18 protein-coding genes are annotated in these 19,312 nt (G+C 43.8%); 17 read left to right on the top strand and 1 reads right to left on the bottom strand.

Annotation, left to right across the window (positions count from 1 at the left end):
• Positions 1-29: 29 nt before the first annotated feature.
• The 3 genes from KCTCHS21_RS25595 (at position 30) to KCTCHS21_RS25585 (ending at position 3,242) form a co-directional block, all read left to right on the top strand.
• Complete coding sequence (locus KCTCHS21_RS25595; RefSeq protein ID WP_130614740.1) at positions 30-1,331, top strand: ABC transporter substrate-binding protein; 1,302 nt, start codon at positions 30-32, stop codon at positions 1,329-1,331.
• Between the two features lie 177 nt (positions 1,332-1,508).
• The gene (locus KCTCHS21_RS25590; RefSeq protein WP_130614738.1) at positions 1,509-2,405 is read left to right on the top strand and encodes a carbohydrate ABC transporter permease; all 897 of its coding nucleotides are present in this window, start codon (positions 1,509-1,511) and stop codon (positions 2,403-2,405) included.
• 12 nt (positions 2,406-2,417) lie between these two features.
• Positions 2,418-3,242, top strand: a complete 825-nt coding sequence (locus KCTCHS21_RS25585) for a carbohydrate ABC transporter permease (protein ID WP_408621739.1) — start codon at positions 2,418-2,420, stop codon at positions 3,240-3,242.
• Positions 3,243-3,308: 66 nt separating this feature from the next.
• Here the strand turns inward: KCTCHS21_RS25585 and KCTCHS21_RS25580 are convergent, their stop codons facing one another.
• Entirely contained in the window at positions 3,309-4,565 is a 1,257-nt protein-coding gene (locus tag KCTCHS21_RS25580) for a BaiN/RdsA family NAD(P)/FAD-dependent oxidoreductase (protein ID WP_130614734.1), read from the bottom strand.
• Between the two features lie 238 nt (positions 4,566-4,803).
• On the opposite strand from KCTCHS21_RS25580, the gene KCTCHS21_RS25575 reads away from it, so the two are divergent.
• The 14 genes from KCTCHS21_RS25575 (at position 4,804) to KCTCHS21_RS25520 (ending at position 19,183) form a co-directional block, all read left to right on the top strand.
• Positions 4,804-6,462 (top strand): two-component system sensor histidine kinase NtrB, encoded by a 1,659-nt coding sequence (locus KCTCHS21_RS25575; RefSeq protein WP_162309383.1) that lies wholly within the window; start codon positions 4,804-4,806, stop codon positions 6,460-6,462.
• 76 nt (positions 6,463-6,538) lie between these two features.
• Complete coding sequence (locus KCTCHS21_RS31580) at positions 6,539-6,664, top strand: spore protein (RefSeq protein WP_197726485.1); 126 nt, start codon at positions 6,539-6,541, stop codon at positions 6,662-6,664.
• Positions 6,665-6,684: 20 nt separating this feature from the next.
• On the top strand, positions 6,685-6,861 hold the full coding sequence (locus KCTCHS21_RS30975; RefSeq protein ID WP_157994121.1) for a hypothetical protein: 177 nt from the start codon (positions 6,685-6,687) through the stop codon (positions 6,859-6,861).
• Positions 6,862-7,079: 218 nt separating this feature from the next.
• A complete protein-coding gene (locus KCTCHS21_RS25570; RefSeq protein ID WP_130614730.1) occupies positions 7,080-7,514 on the top strand; it encodes a BrxA/BrxB family bacilliredoxin in 435 nt (144 codons plus the stop codon).
• Between the two features lie 74 nt (positions 7,515-7,588).
• Entirely contained in the window at positions 7,589-8,398 is an 810-nt protein-coding gene (gene nadE / locus KCTCHS21_RS25565; protein ID WP_130614728.1) for an NAD(+) synthase, read from the top strand.
• 8 nt (positions 8,399-8,406) lie between these two features.
• The gene (gene acpS, locus KCTCHS21_RS25560) at positions 8,407-8,796 is read left to right on the top strand and encodes a holo-ACP synthase (RefSeq protein ID WP_130614726.1); all 390 of its coding nucleotides are present in this window, start codon (positions 8,407-8,409) and stop codon (positions 8,794-8,796) included.
• A 69-nt stretch (positions 8,797-8,865) separates the two neighbouring features.
• Positions 8,866-9,738: a helix-turn-helix transcriptional regulator gene (locus KCTCHS21_RS25555; RefSeq protein ID WP_130614724.1), complete on the top strand. Its 873-nt coding sequence runs from the start codon at positions 8,866-8,868 to the stop codon at positions 9,736-9,738.
• Positions 9,739-9,746: 8 nt separating this feature from the next.
• Complete coding sequence (gene mutY, locus KCTCHS21_RS25550) at positions 9,747-10,853, top strand: A/G-specific adenine glycosylase (protein WP_130616700.1); 1,107 nt, start codon at positions 9,747-9,749, stop codon at positions 10,851-10,853.
• 272 nt (positions 10,854-11,125) lie between these two features.
• Positions 11,126-11,590, top strand: a complete 465-nt coding sequence (locus KCTCHS21_RS25545) for a hypothetical protein (protein ID WP_130614722.1) — start codon at positions 11,126-11,128, stop codon at positions 11,588-11,590.
• Positions 11,580-13,151: a methyl-accepting chemotaxis protein gene (locus KCTCHS21_RS25540; RefSeq protein WP_130614720.1), complete on the top strand. Its 1,572-nt coding sequence runs from the start codon at positions 11,580-11,582 to the stop codon at positions 13,149-13,151. The genes KCTCHS21_RS25545 and KCTCHS21_RS25540 overlap by 11 nt, the downstream gene beginning before the upstream one ends.
• Positions 13,152-13,173: 22 nt before the next feature.
• Positions 13,174-13,599: a chemotaxis protein CheW gene (locus KCTCHS21_RS25535; protein WP_130614718.1), complete on the top strand. Its 426-nt coding sequence runs from the start codon at positions 13,174-13,176 to the stop codon at positions 13,597-13,599.
• Positions 13,599-16,145, top strand: coding sequence for a chemotaxis protein CheW (locus KCTCHS21_RS25530; RefSeq protein WP_232058270.1), 2,547 nt, complete (start codon positions 13,599-13,601; stop codon positions 16,143-16,145). The genes KCTCHS21_RS25535 and KCTCHS21_RS25530 overlap by 1 nt, the downstream gene beginning before the upstream one ends.
• Positions 16,145-18,136 (top strand): methyl-accepting chemotaxis protein, encoded by a 1,992-nt coding sequence (locus tag KCTCHS21_RS25525; protein WP_130614714.1) that lies wholly within the window; start codon positions 16,145-16,147, stop codon positions 18,134-18,136. Before KCTCHS21_RS25530 ends, KCTCHS21_RS25525 begins: the two co-directional genes overlap by 1 nt.
• A 30-nt stretch (positions 18,137-18,166) precedes the next feature.
• Positions 18,167-19,183, top strand: coding sequence for a globin-coupled sensor protein (locus KCTCHS21_RS25520; protein ID WP_130614712.1), 1,017 nt, complete (start codon positions 18,167-18,169; stop codon positions 19,181-19,183).
• Positions 19,184-19,312: the final 129 nt, after the last annotated feature.

Below are 19,312 nucleotides of genomic sequence, written 5' to 3'. Positions count from 1 at the left end.
AGAAACATACAAAAGGGAGGAAGGTTTAAATGAAAAAAAGATTATCGGTATTCATGCTTTTGATGTTAGCCCTTGCTTTGGTGGTTTCGGCTTGCGGCTCTAAAAACAATGAGGGTGCTTCTCCTTCATCTACGCAATCCAATGCTTCGGAGTCTCCTAAGGGTCAAGTGGAAGTTACGCTTGCAGGCTGGGGCTCATCTCCAGAGGAGCAAGATCTTCTGAAGCAAGTATTGGCTGAGTTTGAAGGCAAAAACCCTGATGTCAAAGTGAAATACGAAATTATCGCTGACCAATACATGGACGTTATCAAAACTCGCCTAATTGGTAATGAAGCGCCGGATCTCTTTTACTTAGATGCTTTCGAAGCACCTGCTTTAATTGAAAAAGGTGTGTTAGAGCCACTTGATGGCTATGTAACACCAGAATTCGATATAGGTGATTTTGAAGCGCCGACTGTGAATGCATTTAAATCGCCTGATGGCAAAATGTACGGCTTGCCGAAGGATACTTCCACATTAGCGTTGTTCTATAACAAAAAAATGTTTGCTGATGCTGGTATTACTGCTCCTCCTACAACATGGGATGAAATGATGAGCATTTCTGAAAAGCTGACGAAAAAGAAAGGCAGCAAGGTTGAAGTATATGGTTTGGGTCAAGCACCTGAGCTAGCGCGTCAATTGTTTATGCTTAAAGCTTACGGCGGCCAATTGGTAGATGACAAAGGTTTAGCTACTTTTGCATCACCTGAAGCAGAAAAAGGACTTTCCCTTGTTATTGATCAGCATTTGAAAGCCAAAACAGCAGGACAGCCATCTGATGTTGGCGCAGGCTGGGGCGGAGAAATGTTCGGTCAGCAAAAGGCAGCAATGGTGCTTGAAGGCAACTGGGCCATTCCTTATATCCAAGGAAACTTTAAGGATGTAGACTTCGGTACTGCGGAAGTACCTACGGTTAATGGCGAGAAAGGTACTATGGCATTTACTGTTGCTTACGTTATGAATAAGGACTCCAAAAAGAAAGAAGCAGCTTGGAAGCTGTTGTCTTACTTAACGGGCAAAGAAGGCATGAAAACTTGGACAAGCAAAGGGTTTGCACTGCCTACACGTAAGTCAGTAGCAGCTGAGCTTGGATATGATAAGGATGAGCTTCGCGGTGCTTTAGTTGCAGGTTCTTCGTACGCAACTCCATGGCAAGCAGGTCCTACTCTTCCAACGCTTATGAACAATTTCAACAACCAATTCGTAGCTGCATACACCGGTCAGTCTCCACTGCCTGATGCATTGAAGAAAGGGCAGGAAACTGCTAACAAAGAAATTAAAGCTGCACAATAATTTTTAATCAGTAAAAAGCAGGGAAGTAACCGCAGCTCTAAGCTGCGGTTTACTTCCCCCGCTTTTTGCAGCCGCGTTGGCGCGTAACGAGTGAAGCCGCAGGCGCAAAGACACGGCATACGGCTTTAGTCGTTTCGCGCCCTAACAGGGGAAGGCTGAAAGGAGAGGTTACAAATAATGGCCAAGCCATTTGGAAAACATAAACTTAGGGATATATTATCGGGCTATGGTTTTATGTCACCCGCAATAATTATTCTTGGTTGCTTTTTGCTACTGCCGATTGGTTACTCCATCTTTCTGTCTTTGCATAGAGTTAATCTGCTTGGGACAGTAAGCTATAAATTTATCGGAGTAGGTAATTTCGAGCGTATGTTAGACGATGCTCGATTGTGGATTGCTTTGAAAAACACGTTTCGATACGCTTTGATCGTCGTCCCATCTCAGACTATGCTTGCTCTTGTGCTGGCATCTATATTGAACATGAAGCTACGATATCGGAATTTCTTCCGAGTCGCTTTTTATCTTCCGACGGTTACTTCGTCCGCGGTGCTAGTGCTTATCTTCATGTGGATCTACAACCGTAACGGGCTTTTGAATTTCATACTCGAATCGGTCGGTTTGCCTACTTACAATTGGCTCGGTGATCCTTCCGTTGCGTTGCTTGGAATTATGATCATGAACATATGGTCAACTGCACCACTATTTATGGTTATTTACTTAGCTGCTCTGCAAGATATTCCAGAAAATCTTTATGAGGCTGCTGAAATCGACGGAGCTAACGCTTGGCGCAAGTTTTGGCGGATTACAGTACCGCAGCTCAAGCCGGTTACTTTCTATGTCATTGTTATGGGGATTATCGGGACATTCCAGCTATTCGACCAATCGTATATTTTTTCGGCGGGCTCCGGAGGACCGAATAATGCAACTTTAACTATGGTTTTGCTGATTTACCAATATGCTTTCAAGAGCCTTGATATGGGTTATGCTTCAGCCATTGCTTTCTTTTTAGCAGTTGTGATTATGCTCATAACGGTTGTGCAGCGCTTATTATTCAAAGAAGAAAAGCTTAATTAGGAGGGGATGGAATTGCGTTCGTCAAATCGATTTAGACCGTTTTTCTATATCCTTCTAGCTTTATATGCGGTCATAACATTTGTTCCGTTTGTGTGGGCTTTGTCAGCTTCATTCAAAACCCTGCCGGAAATAGTTGCTGGGGGTATTAATTTTATACCTAAGCATTTCACTTTAGATAATTACCGGACGATTTTCCGGCAGGAGCCGCTGTTCGTTCGATGGTTTTTCAACAGCGCATTTATTGCCGTCACGGTAACAGCGTTTAATCTGTTGTTTAACTCGATGGCGGGTTATGCACTGGCTAGAATTCGTTTCCCGGGAAGCACGCTGATGTTTTACAGCATTCTTGCGATGATCATGATTCCGGGTCAATTAACGATTATTCCGAGCTATCTGATCATTAAGGAGCTGAACTGGCTAAATAGCTATCAGGCGATTATTGTTCCGATGGCTGCTCAAGCTACGTATATCTTTATGATGAGGCAGTTTTTCATCAGCTTCCCTAAGGAGCTGGAGGAGGCTGCGGAACTGGACGGATTAGGACGGTTCGGTTTGTTCACAAAGGTTGTGTTACCTCTGGCCAAGCCTGCTCTTGCAGCACAAACGATCTTCATCTTCATGGGAGCCTGGAACGAGTTCTTGAAGCCGCTAATGCTTATGTCTGATAAGGCAATGTTTACTTTGTCTGTTGGATTGAATACGTTCAAGGGACAGTATATAAGCTTCTGGAATTATATCATGGCGGCATCGATCATTATGACGATTCCTGCGCTTTTGATTTATATTTTCTTCAACCGCTTCTTCGTCAAAGGAATTACATTTACCGGCACCAAATAAAAAGAGAGCGTATTGCATCGGGTTTTCCTCGATGCAGTGCGCTCCTTTTTTATCCACTCGCCACATCTACCGCATAACAGCATTCATACCAGCCGTGTATCCCGTAGAGAAAGCTGCTGTAATGTTATAGCCGCCTGTATAGCCGTGAATATCGAGAATTTCTCCGCAGAAATACAAGCCATCGACAAGCTTAGACTCCATCGTTCTAGGATCTATCTCCTTCAGGTTAATGCCCCCGCCTGTAACGAATGCATCCTCGATAGACAGAGTCCCATATACTCTAATCGGGAACCGCTTAATGAGCTTGGCTAACTGCATCCAATCCTGCTTCGGAATATTATCGTAGGTGAGTGTTTCAGATAGCTCGGATTTTTGCAGCAAAATCGGGATGAACTTCTCGGGCAAGCAGCTCTTTAGAATGTTTTTGATTGCTTTTTTTGACTCACGCTCAACAAGCTTCAAGGTTTCTGTATACACCTCGTCAACACTATGCTCAGGCATTAAATCGACGGATACTTCAATATTCCCAACTTGAAATTGCTTCAATGCTTTGACCACGAATTGACTGCAGCGCAGTGCAATCGGACCCGAGATGCCAAAATGGGTAAAGAGCATGTCGCCTTGGTGCTCTATGATTTTCTTGCCTTTAGGGTTCCATACGGATAGAGATACGTCTCTTAGGGACAGCCCCTGAAGCTCTTTGCTTGTAATGAAGGGTTCATTAGACGTCAAGGGAACCTCTGTAGGAAACAGCTCTGTTATCGTATGCCCCGCCTTTTCCGCCCACGGATAACCGTCTCCCGTTGATCCGGTTTGAGGTACAGATTTGCCTCCTGATGCAACGATAACTGCACGGCAGCTGAGCACCTCTCCAGATTTAAGCCGAACCCCTGCTACCTTTTGTTTATCATATAGAATGGTTTCAACAGGCGAATTGAGCTTTATTTCAACACCTTGCTTAAGCACCTGGTTAACGAGGGTGTCTACTACTGTTTTGGCTTTATCTGTTACGGGAAACATACGGCCGTTATCCTCTTCCTTCAGTCGAATTCCGAGATTCTCAAAGAACGAAATAATAGCCTTATTGTCGAAATTGGCGAAGGAGCTGTGCAAGAAACGCCCATTGCCCGGTATATGCTTGATAAGCTCATCGATATCTTTATTGTTCGTGACATTGCATCTTCCCCCACCAGAGATTCCGAGCTTACGTCCCAGCTTTTCTCCCTTGTCCAACAGTAGTACGCTAGATCCATGCTTACTTGCAGCAATGCTCGCCATTAAACCGGCGGAGCCGCCGCCTATAACAATAACTTCGTATTTCATAACATAACTCCCGATCAATCGTTTTATTTATTTAAGTGTAACATTGACGAAGATATTAGCAAAATGTCGATTCATTCCTATTTTTCATTTTTCAGCAACAAACAACATTAACGGATATCATTAGATAAATAATAGTTACCGATTATTGTAACCTATAGTAAGATGTGTTTTAATCATAGTGATTAAAGAATGGAAAATAGTGTATGATGTCGATCTGCTTATGCAGGAGGTTCGCGGGATGTGGAAAGATTCAGTGCTGCAAGTCCTTATCACTTTTCTACCTGTATTTCTTTTTACGGTCTGGTATTCTAGACCAGAGAGAACCCGCTATACGCAACTTTTCCTGAGCATTACTTGCACCATTGCCATGCTTTTGAATATGCATTTTACTTCAGTGTCTGAAGAAGGCTTTCATTTCGATTTCCGAAATATTCCGTTTATTCTTGGCACTATGTATGGGGGTACTCCAGCAGCGATCCTTATGCTAGTCATCTACACGGCCTCTCGAGTTGGAGAAATGTCTCACAGATGGGAATATTACATATTTGCTGTATTCCTCATAATATATGTTCCTATTCTATTATCTCGTATTTCTGCATTTCAAGAAGGAAATAAACAAAAAAAGCTGAAAATTGTAGCGTACTTGTTCACCTTTCTAGTACTCTTCCAAATCGCCGAACATATTACTGTTATTACTGAAATAAAGAGCGTAATTTTGCCTACCTACCTTTTGGTTGCTCTACCTTTTAGTGTCCTCTTCATTATCGTTACCATGGTTAGTGTTCATTTTATCGAGCTAGGCTTTGAACGAATACAATTACAATTCCAGCTTCGTGATGTATCTAACAAGTATCGTAAAGAAATGCGCAGGCTGCAGCAGTTTATCGATAATTCCCCGTTAATCGTTGTTTATTGTGATAATAAGGGGCTCATTACTCATGTTAATGACATGGCATTAAAGTTTGTTAATCCAGTGGAAAGAAACGATATTCTAGGTAAGAAGTTCTCGATCCTCATGGAGAAAATGGACTTGAAATTCGAGACAAACCCTGTGGAACGTATCCTAAAGGGTGAAGATAAGCTAACCGAAATGCTGCGCGTAAATGGAAGAACCTTCTACACAGTTTCCTGTCCGATGTACAACGCTCCAATGGAAGGCTCAGAGGGGGTATTATTCATTGGACATGAAGTGACTGAGCTTCATCGGCTGAAGGATGAGGTTGATCGGATGGAGCGACTCAGCCTGGTCGGCCAGATGGCGGCAAGCATAACACATGAAATTCGTAATCCGATGGCAGTTATTAGAGGATTCATACAATTGCTGAATGAGAGAAGTCCTGTCGCTCAGCAGTCGTATTTTCGCATTGTATTAGATGAACTAGATCGTGCAAACGGTATCATTAACGACTTTCTTTCATTAGCCCAGAACCGAATTGTAGAGAAAGAATCGTCGAATCTAAATGATTTACTGAATGAATTGTCACCTCTTATATGGGCGGACGCTAATATGAGAGGGCAGATGGTAGATTTGCAGCTGTGCGAGGATATGGATTTGCTGCAGATGAATAGTAAAGAAATTAAGCAGCTTGTGCTCAATCTGGCGCGCAATGGAATGGAAGCAATGGATGATAAGGGAATTCTTAAGATTGAAACGATCAATTTCAAGGATACTGTCCAGCTTAGGGTAATAGATAACGGTATTGGCATGTCTGAGGAGAAGCTTGCGCAATTGTTCGAGCCATTCTTTACGACGAAGATGAATGGTACTGGACTTGGATTGGCTCTATGTCTCAGCATCATTGAAAGGCACAATGGTAAAATTCATGTAGAGTCGACAGAGGGACAAGGAACGATCTTTATCGTATCGTTCTGTAAGCCGGACCGATTTTGTTGGTGAAATACGTTAACTACGGATAAGGAGTCTTAATTCGGTTACACTACGGAGGATACATCCATACTAGGAGGATGCTTCCATGCCAAACTCTCAAGGACCGTCGAAATCCGGGCGGAAAGAAGCCGATCGCGCCAAAAAAGAACGTTCACCGCAATCCCCGGGATATGACAAGAAACTGGATGGACCTAATCGTCCGTCGACTTAAGCAAATACCTGGTCGATAAGATGAGCAAGCCATATGCAGGTATTAAGCCTGCCTGTGGGAATAACGATTCGGAATCGGAATCGATCAAAATCGAAATTCGATCGGAGTTCCGCGACAACCGGGGTCAGTGGAAGCCGTTCGGCGATTGGGACGACGATGAGTATTTTCCGGTGCCTGAAGTGCTGGATGAGCCTTGAAGGTGGGTGATGCGGCAGTGAAATAACGCTTTATGTGCGTTAAATCATGTCGTTATCGCCCCTTTTTATACGAGAAAGAATCGGCAACAGCTGTTTATGCGATTTGGGAGGCGGCTGCTGATACTTGTTTTGACGGAGCTTATAGCTGCGCGGTATAATAAGAGGAAGCGGAACAACTAAGCCGTTAATTATAAGATTCGGAAAGCGAGGGCCTCCTTATGTCGATGTCTTTCGAAAGATATATGATGAATTCTGTTCAACCTATGCGTGATGATTTGACTCGGTTGGGCATACAAGAGCTAACTACACCTGAAGAAGTTGAAGCTAAGATTCCTACGGCTTCTGGTACGACATTAATCGTAATTAACTCTGTCTGTGGCTGTGCAGCTGGCCAATGCCGTCCAGGTGTTGCTGATGCATTGCAGCATGATGTGTTACCTGACCACCTCTATACGGTGTTCGCAGGACAGGACAAGGAAGCAACTGCTAAGGCACGTGAATACTTCTTGCCTTATCCACCTTCCTCCCCGTCAATTGCCTTACTGAAAGACGGAGAGCTTGTTCACTTTATTGAACGGCACCAAATTGAGAATCGCAGCGCTGGCGACATTGCCGCTGATCTGACATCTGCCTTCGATCGTTTCTGCCGGTAATCATTATTACATCCCGGGGGCTTATGCCATTGTGGCGAAGCCAACGGGATATTTTTGTTAAGGGGGAAAGTTCAATGACAATCCAACAAGAGATTATTGCGAAGCTAGGCGTTAAACCAAAGATTGATGTTGATGAGGAAATAAAGCGTAGAGTCGACTTCCTTAAGGATTACGTCAAAAAGGCGAGCGCAACAGGGTTACTTATTGCTATTAGTGGTGGCATCGACAGCGCGGTTGCTGCAGGGCTCTGTAAACGTGCAACGGATGAGCTTTCCCAGGAAACAGGCCAAGAATATATGACGCTTGGTGTATTACAGCCTTACGGTGAGCAGGAAGATATTGATCATAGCTATGAGGTAGCAGAAGCATTTAATCTAAAGCATAAGGTAGAGACGAACATTGCCGAAGCTGTTGATGAGATTGCATTAGAAACAGAATATGCTTTTAAAGTATTGGGTATTAATCGTCACATCAGCCGTGGAGGAAAAGGTAACGTCAAAGCACGTACACGGATGGTCGTACAGTATGCTCTCGCTTTTGATCTTAATCTGCTTGTTGTAGGCACGGATCATGCTTCTGAGGCATTAACGGGCTTCTTCACGAAGTGGGGAGATGGGGCTGTTGATATTACTCCACTTAGCAGTCTTAACAAACGTCAGGTTCGTGAATTAGCTACCAGATTAGGCGTTCCTGAGAGTATCGTGAATAAAGCTCCTACAGCTGGCCTGTGGGAAGGGCAAACTGATGAGGATGAGCTTGGTGTATCCTATGAGGATAATAGCTCGTACCTTGAAGGCAAGGAAATCAATGCTGAAGCTCGGGACATACTTGAAAAGCATTACTTGCGTACGCAGCACAAAAGACAGCTTATCCCCGGGATTTAACGGAGCCGATGATCGTTGGAATTGGATTGGATGTTGTCGAGCTGTCACGGATGGAGAAGCTTCTTGCGGGACCGGGTAACGATAGGTTTGTCGCAAGGGTGCTGACTGAGCAAGAAAGCAAACGCTTAGGGAGCTTGCAGCTACGCCGGCGACTTGAATTTATTAGCGGAAGATTTGCTGCTAAAGAAGCAGTTGTTAAGGCTATAGGCTGTGGAATTGGTGCTGTCGTAGGATTCAAGGATATTGAGGTGCTTTCCGATAAATTAGGTAAGCCAATCTGCTCCTTGTCGGAAGCGTCCATTAAACGTCTGGGATGGGCAAGTGATTCCTATAAGATACATATTGCGATCACTCATGAGCGCTCGTTGGCGGCAGCAACGGTAGTAATCGAAAAGTAAAAACGGAGGCAGTCCGGTTGTATCCACAATCGGGCTGTTATTTTTACATCCGGATATTGGAGCGCAGAGATGACAACGAATTATTTAACTATCATGATGAAACATTTCGAGCACATGAATATAGAAGTGACAGCAGCTGCAGAAACGGTGCTTAATGCTTCTTCCCTCAAGGACCGGGAGGATGTTTATGATTGTAATCGCTTCTTATTTGTCAAGGAAGGCGCAGGTAGGCTGATTGTTCAAAATGATGAAATTCAGCTAGTTAGAGGGAAGCTCTGCATTTTGCTATCAGGAAGATCTCATCGAATCGCAATTGACCCTGATGAACAGCTCATCTTGCAATGGTGTCATTTCAGGAGCAGCTATGAGGACCGTGATCTCTATAGAGTTCTGCAAATCCCTTATCATATTCAACTAACGGACATAGGCGCCACTTCTAAGTTATTAGAGCGTATAATAGAAGAGATCAATGGGGATAAGTTAACCTCAAGGCTTAAGATCAAGGCATCCATGCTGGATTTAATCAGTACTTACTTAGACAGCTTCCCTATTAATATGAATGATGGCGCTCCATCGGAGGAACTTCAGAAAATCGATTTAGTGCTTAATTATATAGATGAACATTTGGCGGACAACATAACTGTAGAAAATTTAGCTAAGCAGGTATTTTTACATCCCAATTACTTTATTGTATTTTTCAAAAGCATATTAGGATATTCGCCTATTCAGTATGTGAATTTGCGCCGCATGGAGCTAGCCAAAAGCCTACTATTACAGCAGGAATGGAATGTATCTGCTGTTGCTAGCAAAGTAGGTATGCAGATTTACTATTTTTCAAGAATGTTCAAGACGCATACAGGAGTGACACCGAGTCACTATCGTAAACAGTCGGCAGCCTTCGGTACTTCAGGTGATCTGTCGAATCGGGGAGAGGGCAAATAGACGTGAGCATGGAAGAGAATAAACAGTATTTCAGCACACAATTACTGAGATGGTACCGCAAGGAACGAAGGGATTTACCTTGGAGAAGGAGCCGCAATCCCTACCACATCTGGGTATCGGAAATCATGCTACAGCAAACCCGAGTAGATACAGTCATTCCTTATTTCAACCGGTTCATGGATCGGTTTCCTACGCCTCAGCATTTGGCCGAAGCTCCTGAGGAAGATGTGCTTAAGCATTGGGAAGGGTTGGGCTACTATTCTAGAGCACGTAATCTGCAAGCTGCTGTTCGTGAGGTTGTTGAGCAGTACGGAGGAGTAGTTCCGAGCAATAAGAAGGCTGTGTCCAGCTTGAAAGGGGTAGGTCCCTACACAGCAGGAGCGATCCTTAGCATAGCTTATAATCAATCTGAGCCTGCTGTAGACGGTAACGTCATGCGAGTGCTATCACGTTACTTCTGCTTAGAGGAGGACATCGCAAAACCAGCCACTCGGATCGGTATCGAGAGCATTGCTCAAGAGCTTATTCCGGATGGGGAAGCAGCTGACTTCAATCAAGCTCTAATGGAGCTGGGGGCGATGGTGTGCACACCTAAATCTCCTTCGTGCCTGGAGTGTCCTGTTACGCAGCTATGCTTAGGGCGTCTTGAAGGTAGAGAACGAGAGCTGCCTGTGAAAACTAAAGCGAAAAAGCCCAAGCCTGTGTTCCGTTTCGCAGCTTTAATCGAGGGGAGCGGGCAGCATGCGGGCAAAGTATTAGTTAGGCAGCGGCCGGATACTGGTCTGCTCGCAAGGATGTGGGAGCTGCCACATATCGAGGTGCTGGATGCGGCAGCATGGGACATGCTAGCTTTGGGTAAGCAAGAGATAGAGGCTGCACTGTCTGAGGACGGCGTTAAGGTTAAAGCTACCGAGCATGTTGTTGGAGATGCGCAGCATATATTTACCCATCTTATTTGGAATATTAGAGTGTTAGCAGCGGTTGCACTCGATGAGGAGTATGTGACCGATCGGACCTCTTATAAGTGGGTGGGTGCGGAAGAGTTCGAAAGCTTTGTTTGGCCTAATGTTTTCCGCAAATTGCTTACAGAATATTTTATTCAAAGTAGGAATTAATTGACTATAGGAAGTCACGATGCGCTGGTAAGTCCGGTAGCTATTGTGGCTTTTTTTGTGCGCAAATACGAGTAATAGGAGGGGAGGCTGTATGTGGGTAAATGTGAGTCGTAGCCACATACTTTACTAACAACTTCTTACAATTACTTGATATCGGTTAGCTAATTACATATCTTTCAAATATTCATTATGCACAAGATCTAATAATTCGAGCTTATTGTTAGAAATACAGAGTAGTTAATGTTATTTGCGACGTAGAGTGGGGGAATGAAGTGAAATTAACACAATTCTACAGACAGCTTTTCCTCGAGGCTATTCAAACATTTGAGCCCGTTTGGGAGGAGGAAGCGACAGTTTTGCACGGTTACCGTTGGCATAAACATAATTATCCTTTGAAGGAGCAGTTTCTGATTAAGGACATGCATCCAGATCATCCTGTTCTCATGTATTCTTTGATTCTTCCAGAGACGTATCTTCAAACAACTATCTATGAGGAAATCAAGCGTTATCCGTCTGAGTATGATTTATCCATTGTCCTATTGAACCGCAGGTTATGGCTTAATGCAGTGCTCCATACGGACCGGCTTCAGGATTCAATAATGGGTTTTTTGAGCCAAGCACGTAGAGAGCTTATGAACGTATTGGATTGCATCATCCGAATTCCCGATGATATCGAAATTAATTCTATTGAAATGATCAAAAAACAAAGCATGGGAGAGAGAAATAGTGAAATTTAATATTCGGAAGAAACTATTAGCAAGCTTTGGTATTGTAATTATATTTCTTATCCTGCTTAATTCAGTAGCCATAATGCGGATGCAATCTTTGAAAACCTCTATATCGGATTTCCAAGATAGTTGGCTGCCTAGCCTTAATACGCTTTCCCAGATGCGTGCAGATTTTGTAAGCTTGGGTGCTTCTGCTCTAATCATGAAAATAGAAACGATCGATGAAGTAAAGGATTCGATGGCAAAATCGTTAAATAACACGATGGATCGCTTCAATGAAAACATGAAAAAGTACAACGGTCTAATTGTGACGCCAGAGGAGAAAGCAATATTCGAAGAGGTTGAGGCGCAGTCGAACCAATACTTTGCAGTTATTAAGCAGATGATTGAGGAGGCTAAAAATCCTGGAGCTGCAAGTAATTTGGATAATGTCAGAAATACAATGCCTTTGGTTCAGGATACGATGTCAGACATGGACAAATGGATTGCTTTTAACGTGGAAGGTGCGGATAAGGAAGTAGAGCATGCCTTTGAAACTAACCGGGTAGGTATTATTATTCTCATTTCATTCGGCATTCTATCTCTACTTGTTGCAGTAGGCTTGGCTCTACTCATTTCAGAGAAAATAGTTCGCTCTGTCAAATCTGTGCTGCAAGTAGCAAGCAAGGCTGCAGAAGGCGATCTGCGACAGCTTGCGATTGTTCAAAGTAAAGACGAAGTCGGCGTGCTGGCAGCTGCATTTAACGAAATGATGAGTAATCTACGGAAGCTGATCGGACAGACGGTTGGCTCAGCACAGGGAGTTGCAGCAGCTGCTCAGGAGATATCAGCAACAACTGAAGAAATTGCCAGAGGGAGTACAAACCAAGCGGAATCAGCCCAAACCATTAGTGAATTGGTGCAGGAGATGTCTCGTGCTGTTGCAGCTGTTGCTGCAAATGCGGGCTCAGTGGCCGATCTGTCGGAGAGAACTAAACGTGGGGCGGAGCAAGGTGGAGAAGCCATTGAAGCTTCTATACATAGCATGGACCGTTTGTCTGGTCAGATGGGGCTGCTTGAGCAAGATTCATTGAAGATCGGACAAATAATTGAAGTCATTAATGAAATTGCTGAACAGACGAATCTATTGGCCTTAAATGCAGCTATTGAAGCAGCTAGAGCTGGAGATCAGGGCAGAGGCTTTGCAGTTGTGGCAGACGAGGTTCGTAAGCTTGCGGAGCGTAGCGGTGAAGCGACGAAACAAATTGCCTCAATTATTAAGGGCATGCAGCATAATACGGATCAAAGCGTAAAAGCAGTGGAAGAGGCAACAACACTATCAGCCCAAACGGGACAAACCTTTGAGAGCATCGTTCGTATGGTTGGCGAGACAGCCAGTCAGGTATCGGAAATTGCTGCAGCCAGTGAGCAGCAAGCGGCGCAATCTGAAGAAGTGATGAGGGCGATAGAGTCCATAGCTGCTGCTAGTCAGCAATCAGCTGCGGCTGCGGAAGAGACAGCAAGCTCCTCACAATCTCTAGCCCATCTGTCGGAACAATTAAACCATAATGTGTCTGTGTTCAAGGTATAGATAGAGAAGAGGGAATAAAGCTATGAGCAATTATGTCGTTGTTGGTCTAAATAGTGAGAAATATGCGCTTTCGATATCGGAAGTTCAGGAAATTATTAAAGTGCAGCCGTTAACAGATGTCCCTTGCAATAAGCCCTATGTCAAAGGGGTAATTAATCTCAGAGGTAAAATCGTTCCTGTTATAGGACTTGCATCTAGGTTTGGAGTAGCGGAAGCTTTGCCAAGCTCTTCTGATAGAATCGTTATCGTGAGTTCTGGTGAGGAGGATATTGGAATCTGGGTCGATTCAGTCGAGCAAGTCGCTTTGTTCGAGGAAATCCTTCCTCCTACTGACAGTGGCATAGGAGCTACCCAGAGCTTCCTGTCAGGCCTTGCAAGGTTAAATGACAGATTAGTTAGCGTACTGGATTTGCATTCCGTTCTTGGGCTGAGGGGAGCTGTGGGGTGATGGATTCGTTTGCATCTACGTATTTGGGTGTGTTCTTAGATGAACTGGAGGAACAGCTACAGACATTAGATCATGCTATTCTCGAGCTTGAGTCTGGTGGTAACCAGCACGATACCGTCCAAAGAATATTTCGCGCGGCTCATACCTTAAAGGGCTCCTCGGCAGCCATGGGCTTTCATCAGATGAAAGAGGTAACCCATAAGGTGGAGAGTGTGTTCGATTTACTACGGCAAGACCAGCTTTCTATTGAGGGTTCGCTTATTAACACTTTGTTTGATTGCATCGATTTTCTGAAAATACAGCGGGAATCCCTTAAGCAAGGTGAGATGGAGGAGCATTCGAACGAGTCGCTGCTACAAGCACTTGATCGTTGCATGATCAACCATTATGATAATGCCTCGATGGAGTCAGTAACGGAGGAGGTCGAGCAGGAGAGATTGGACAGGATGTCTGATCAAGAGCGCTGGAGCTACCTGGAGCTGGAGGAGATGGCACGGAAAAGAAAAGAAGAGATTCCTTTGTATGAGGTTGAAGTTTCTTTATCAAGTGATGCGGATATGCCGAAAGTACGAGGATTGTTAGTTCATCGTACTTTAAGCGAGACGGGAGAGGTTGTTGGTATTTACCCTCCCATGAGCAAGTGGGACAAAGAAGATCTTCTGCTTTCATCTCCTATATCTTTCGTGGTTGCTTCTTCTTATTCATCAGAAGTCATCTGCAATAATGTGTTACAGCTATCGCAAATTAGCGATGCTTGTGTATCGATTTTTGATACGGTATTAGAGACTGAAGAAGGTGTGTCAGCAACGACTAATAGCTCAATGGCTAATGCAGTAAAGCCGGAAGTAGGTATAGAAGCTAAAGTCCAAGTGCAGCAGACCGTAAGAGTAGATGTGAAGCGGTTAGAGCATTTGCTCAATTTGGTCGGTGAGCTAATCATTGATAACACAAGGCTTCAAGAGGTTCGTAAGAGGCTGGATGAGAAGTACAGGCAAGAGACTGAAGTTGCCATGCTGGGCGAGGTGACAGACCACTTGAACCGAGTTATTGCCGAGCTACAAGAGGGTCTGATGAAAACCAGAATGCTCCCTATTGAACAGCTGTTTAATCGTTTTCCGCGTCTTGTAAGGGATTTGTCACAGCAAGCAGGCAAAGAGATCAATTTCTCTATAGAGGGCAAGGAAACGGAGCTAGACCGCACATTAATTGAAGAAATTAGTGATCCACTTATACATATACTCCGTAATGCAGCAGATCATGGATTAGAGTCACCGGACGAGCGCGAGAGGTTAGGTAAGCCACGCAAAGGGGAGCTTCTCCTGCAAGCTAGTCACCAGGAGTCAGCCATTGTTATTAGAGTACAGGATGATGGACGTGGAATTGATCCTAACAAGATTAAACAAAAGGCTATTCAGAAAGGGTTTATTAGTACAGAAGAAGCGTCTAGGATGTCGGATAAAGAAATCATTTCGCTTATTTTCCATTCAGGAATGTCAACAGCTGAGCAGGTTACTGAATTGTCGGGCCGGGGTGTTGGCATGGATATTGTTCGATCACATATCGAGAAATTGAATGGACTTGTAGATATTGATACGACTTTAGGTAAGGGTACTACACTTACGATCAAGCTTCCCCTTACTCTGGCTATTACTCGCTCTTTACTTGTAGAGATTGGCAAGCTCACCTTTGCTATACCGCTAGTGCATGTGCTGGAGACGTTCCAATTAAATTCAGCTGACATTCAAAGTGTGCATGGCAAAGAAATTTGTACGGTTAGAGGAGATATTTTCCCGCTTGTTAGGCTTCACGATAAACTGCGGACTCGACCCAATAGTAATAATAAAGGCTATGCAGTTATGATTGGAGCTGCTGAGAAGCGGGTTTGCCTTTATGTAGATCGACTTGTTGCTAATCAGGAAATTGTGATGAAGGCACTCTCATCATATCTGGGACAGGTTCATTATGTTTCGGGCTCGTCAATATTGGGCAATGGGAGCATCGCTTACATCTTAGATGTAAATGCTGTAGTTAGAGATGCAGGTACAGTAATTAATAACAAGAATAATAGGATGCAGGACATTGAAGCTGTTCAGTACGCTAAGAAAATAACATTCGCCTTAAGCAATCAACTCTATGCGCTTGATATTGATAAGGTGAAAGAAATTATTAGAGTACCAAATCTAACTAGTACAGCAACAAGTCCTTCTCAGATGCTTGGCCTTTTTAATCTGAGGGGCTCTGTATTACCTGCTGTAGATCTTTCACAATGCTTGGGGATGGAAGCCGCTCAGATTAATGATGATTCAAGAATTATTATTATGAAAGTCAATGATAGTCAAGTCGGAGTACTAGTAGATTCCGTAATGGAAGTATTTAATATGCCGAACAATGAGGTGGAGGAAACTTCTGTAAGATTAGCTAATGTTACCTCGGAATTCCTTACCGGGATTCATAAGCGAGGAGACGATCTGACTATGCTATTAGAAATAGACAAGCTTCTGGCATTTAGTGGTTTCTGTGAAATGGAAGAGGGGAGCGTTCATTAATGGCTTGGTATAAGAGGCTGGGATTAGCTTGGAAATTAGGAGGTGCAGTTACGCTCACCGTAGCTGTCGTTTTCCTCATACTAGTATCTGTGAACTTAAGTCAGTTAAGATCCATTACTGTATCCAAAGGTGAAATAGAAGCTAAGCATGAGGGTAGCCACTTCGCGAGAAAGTTTCAATCAGAATTAGATCGCATAGATTCAATGCTGTCATCTTTATCGGTATCATTGCTTGAGGCCAAGGATCGGAAAAATATGAGCAGGGAGCAGGTTGTTCAGCTTCTGCAGCATTCGCTTGAAGCGCGGCCAGGAATAATGGGGGTTTATACCATTTGGGAGCCCAATGCCTTCGACGAAAAGGACAAAAGTAATATGGAGAAAACACCCTATGATGATGACACGGGCAGGCTTATTCCTTATGCGGTACGAAATGGTGAGGGAATTATTATTGAGCCAGTAAGAGATTATGATACTGAAGCAGCGACTTTTTATTCCATTCCTAAGAAGACAAAACAAACAGCACTGACGGAGCCCTACTGGTACAAGGTGGATGGAATAGATACTATGATTGCTTCTATTAGCTACCCCATTCTAAATCCAGATGGTCGATTTCTAGGTGTTATCGGGGCCGATCTTTCTTTAGATTCTCTTGTTAAAGAGGTCGCTGCGTCTAAACCGAATGAAGGCTATGTGACGATTGTTTCCGATGGAGGTCATTATGTTGCCAATGGGAATGTGAAGGAAAAGGCAACGGAGCCCTATTACGATCAAGCAATCTTTAATGAGGTTAAGCAAGGAATGGAAAAGGTTTATAATAAGGATGCAAATGGGAAGGAAGTATTACGTAACTTTGAACAAATCAAGCTGGGAAATTCATCTGTGACTTGGTTTGTAGAAACGGTTGTCCCTAAGTCTTATATTATGAAAGATTATCAAGCAAGTATGGTTACTTCCCTTATCATCTCCCTAATTGCTATAGCTGGAATTATTATCATTCTAATTGTCATAGTCCGGTTAATGGTTATTCGTAATATTAACGCGGTGGTCAGCCTATCTCAACAGGTGGCAGATGGTAATCTATCGCGTAAGCTAACGGTAAGATCGGGTGACGAATTCGGCAAGTTATCAGCCTTATTAAATCAAATGATTGAGAGCTTAAGAGCATTGATCGGACAGACCGTGATAGCTTCCAATAGTGTGACAGGAGCTGCATCTGAAATATCCTCGACAACGGAGGAGGTAGCTAGAGGCAGCTTACAGCAAGCAGAATCTGCACGTACTGCTGTTGAGCTAATCAAGGAGCTGTCACAAGCTGTTAATACCGTTGCTCAGAGAGCTCAGAATACGGCAGAATTGACCGAGAAAACAAATGAAGGTGCGATTGCGGGCGGAAAAGCTGTTCAAGCATCGATTAATAGTATGGAGCGTCTGACTAATAAAATGACAGAGCTTGAGAAGGATTCTAACAACATCGGAGAGATTATAGACGTCATAACGGAAATATCAGAACAAACAAATCTGCTGGCACTAAATGCTGCAATCGAAGCGGCCAGGGCTGGGGAACAGGGAAGGGGATTTGCAGTCGTTGCCGACGAGGTACGCAAGCTTGCGGAACGCAGTGGAGTAGCTACGAAGCAGATTGGTGCCATTATTCGTGGGATGCAAGACAGTACCCAAGTAAGCATTAATCATGTTGCGGAAACGTCCCTGCTCTCAAAGCAGACGGGAGAGTCACTAGAGAGAATTGTAGCAATGGTAGGTGAGGTTTCAAGGCAAGCAGAAGACATTGCAGCTGCTAGTGAGGAACAAGCTGCTCAATCGCTAGAGGTTATGCAGCACATCGAATCTATCGCCGCTATATGCGAACAGACAGCTGCAGCAGCTGAGCAAACAGCAAGCTCATCTGAATCACTAGATTCATTGGCGAGGGACCTAAATGGTAATGTTATGAAATTTCAGCTTGACGGATCATCGGATTCAAGCCACTCTTAAAGGGACGACATCCGTGAGGGGGGTACTTTAATGATTCAAGTAAACAGTGCTAGATTAAAGCAGTTAAGCTACATCGGAATTCGTGAGGAAGATTTGGCTTACTTAAAGACGAAGCAGGCAATATTTTCCGAAATTACGAAAGCGGTTGTGGATGAGCTCTATGATCGAATTACGGAGCAACCAGAATTACTAAAGCTCATTCAATCACATAGTACAATTGAAGGATTGAAGAAAACACAGCAATGGTATTTTCAGTCTTTGACTGATGGTGTAATTGACGAAGAGTTTTTTACTAAGCGTTTGTACATAGGTAAAGTGCATTCACGTATCGGGCTGACGACGAATTGGTATCTGGGTACATATGTTTTATATTTGGATATTGCTACGGAGCACCTTAAGAAAATCGTTCCAGATGAATGGGTGAAAATTACTTATTGTTTGAGTAAAATGTTTAATCTTGACTCTCAAATCGTACTCGAAGCTTACGAGGATGATGAGAAAGCAAAAGTAATAAAATTGGTCGAGGCACGTGAGTATATGTTAACCAAAGTGAGCTCTGTAGTGCAGGAGCTATCCTCGATGATGGTTGAACTGAACGCTAGCAGCAGCATGGTTGCTACTAATGCATCCCATACGGCAGCTGTTCAAGAGAATTCGCATGCGAAGGTTGGACAGCTTTCCCGTAACATTGAGGAGATTCATGAGCTTGGTTCCGCTATGCGTGAAATATCTGATCAGACGCATCTGATTGGCTTGAACGCAGCGCTTGAAGCGGCAAGGGCAGGAGAAGCTGGGCTTGGATTTGAAGTGGTGGCCAACGAAATTCGGAAGCTGGCAAGCCATTCAAAGGTATCCTTGGTAACGATACAGAAATTACTCAAGGAAATTCAGCTGACCCTATCAGAGGTTAAGCAAGGCAGTGAGGAAACGGTAAGGTTCTCTAGAGAGCAAGCGGCTAGCTCGCAGGAGCTGACATCATTCGTGCAAATGATTGATAATGTTACTTCAGAGCTGGATGGACTATTGGATAATAGTGAGTTTAATTAATTACTTTTAGAAGCTATACTTACACAAAAAGAGGCTGGCCCATAAGTGACGAACTTATGGGCTGTTTTTTTATATCGATAATGGTTTTGCGGGGATGTATCTCCTTCCGGTTGTTGATTGAGATCGTGA

Origin of the sequence: Cohnella abietis (assembly GCF_004295585.1) — a bacterium.
Lineage (GTDB): Bacteria > Bacillota > Bacilli > Paenibacillales > Paenibacillaceae > Cohnella > Cohnella abietis.
The sequence above is the reverse complement of the archived record's forward strand: the minus strand, read 5'-3'. Positions and strand labels throughout refer to the sequence as shown.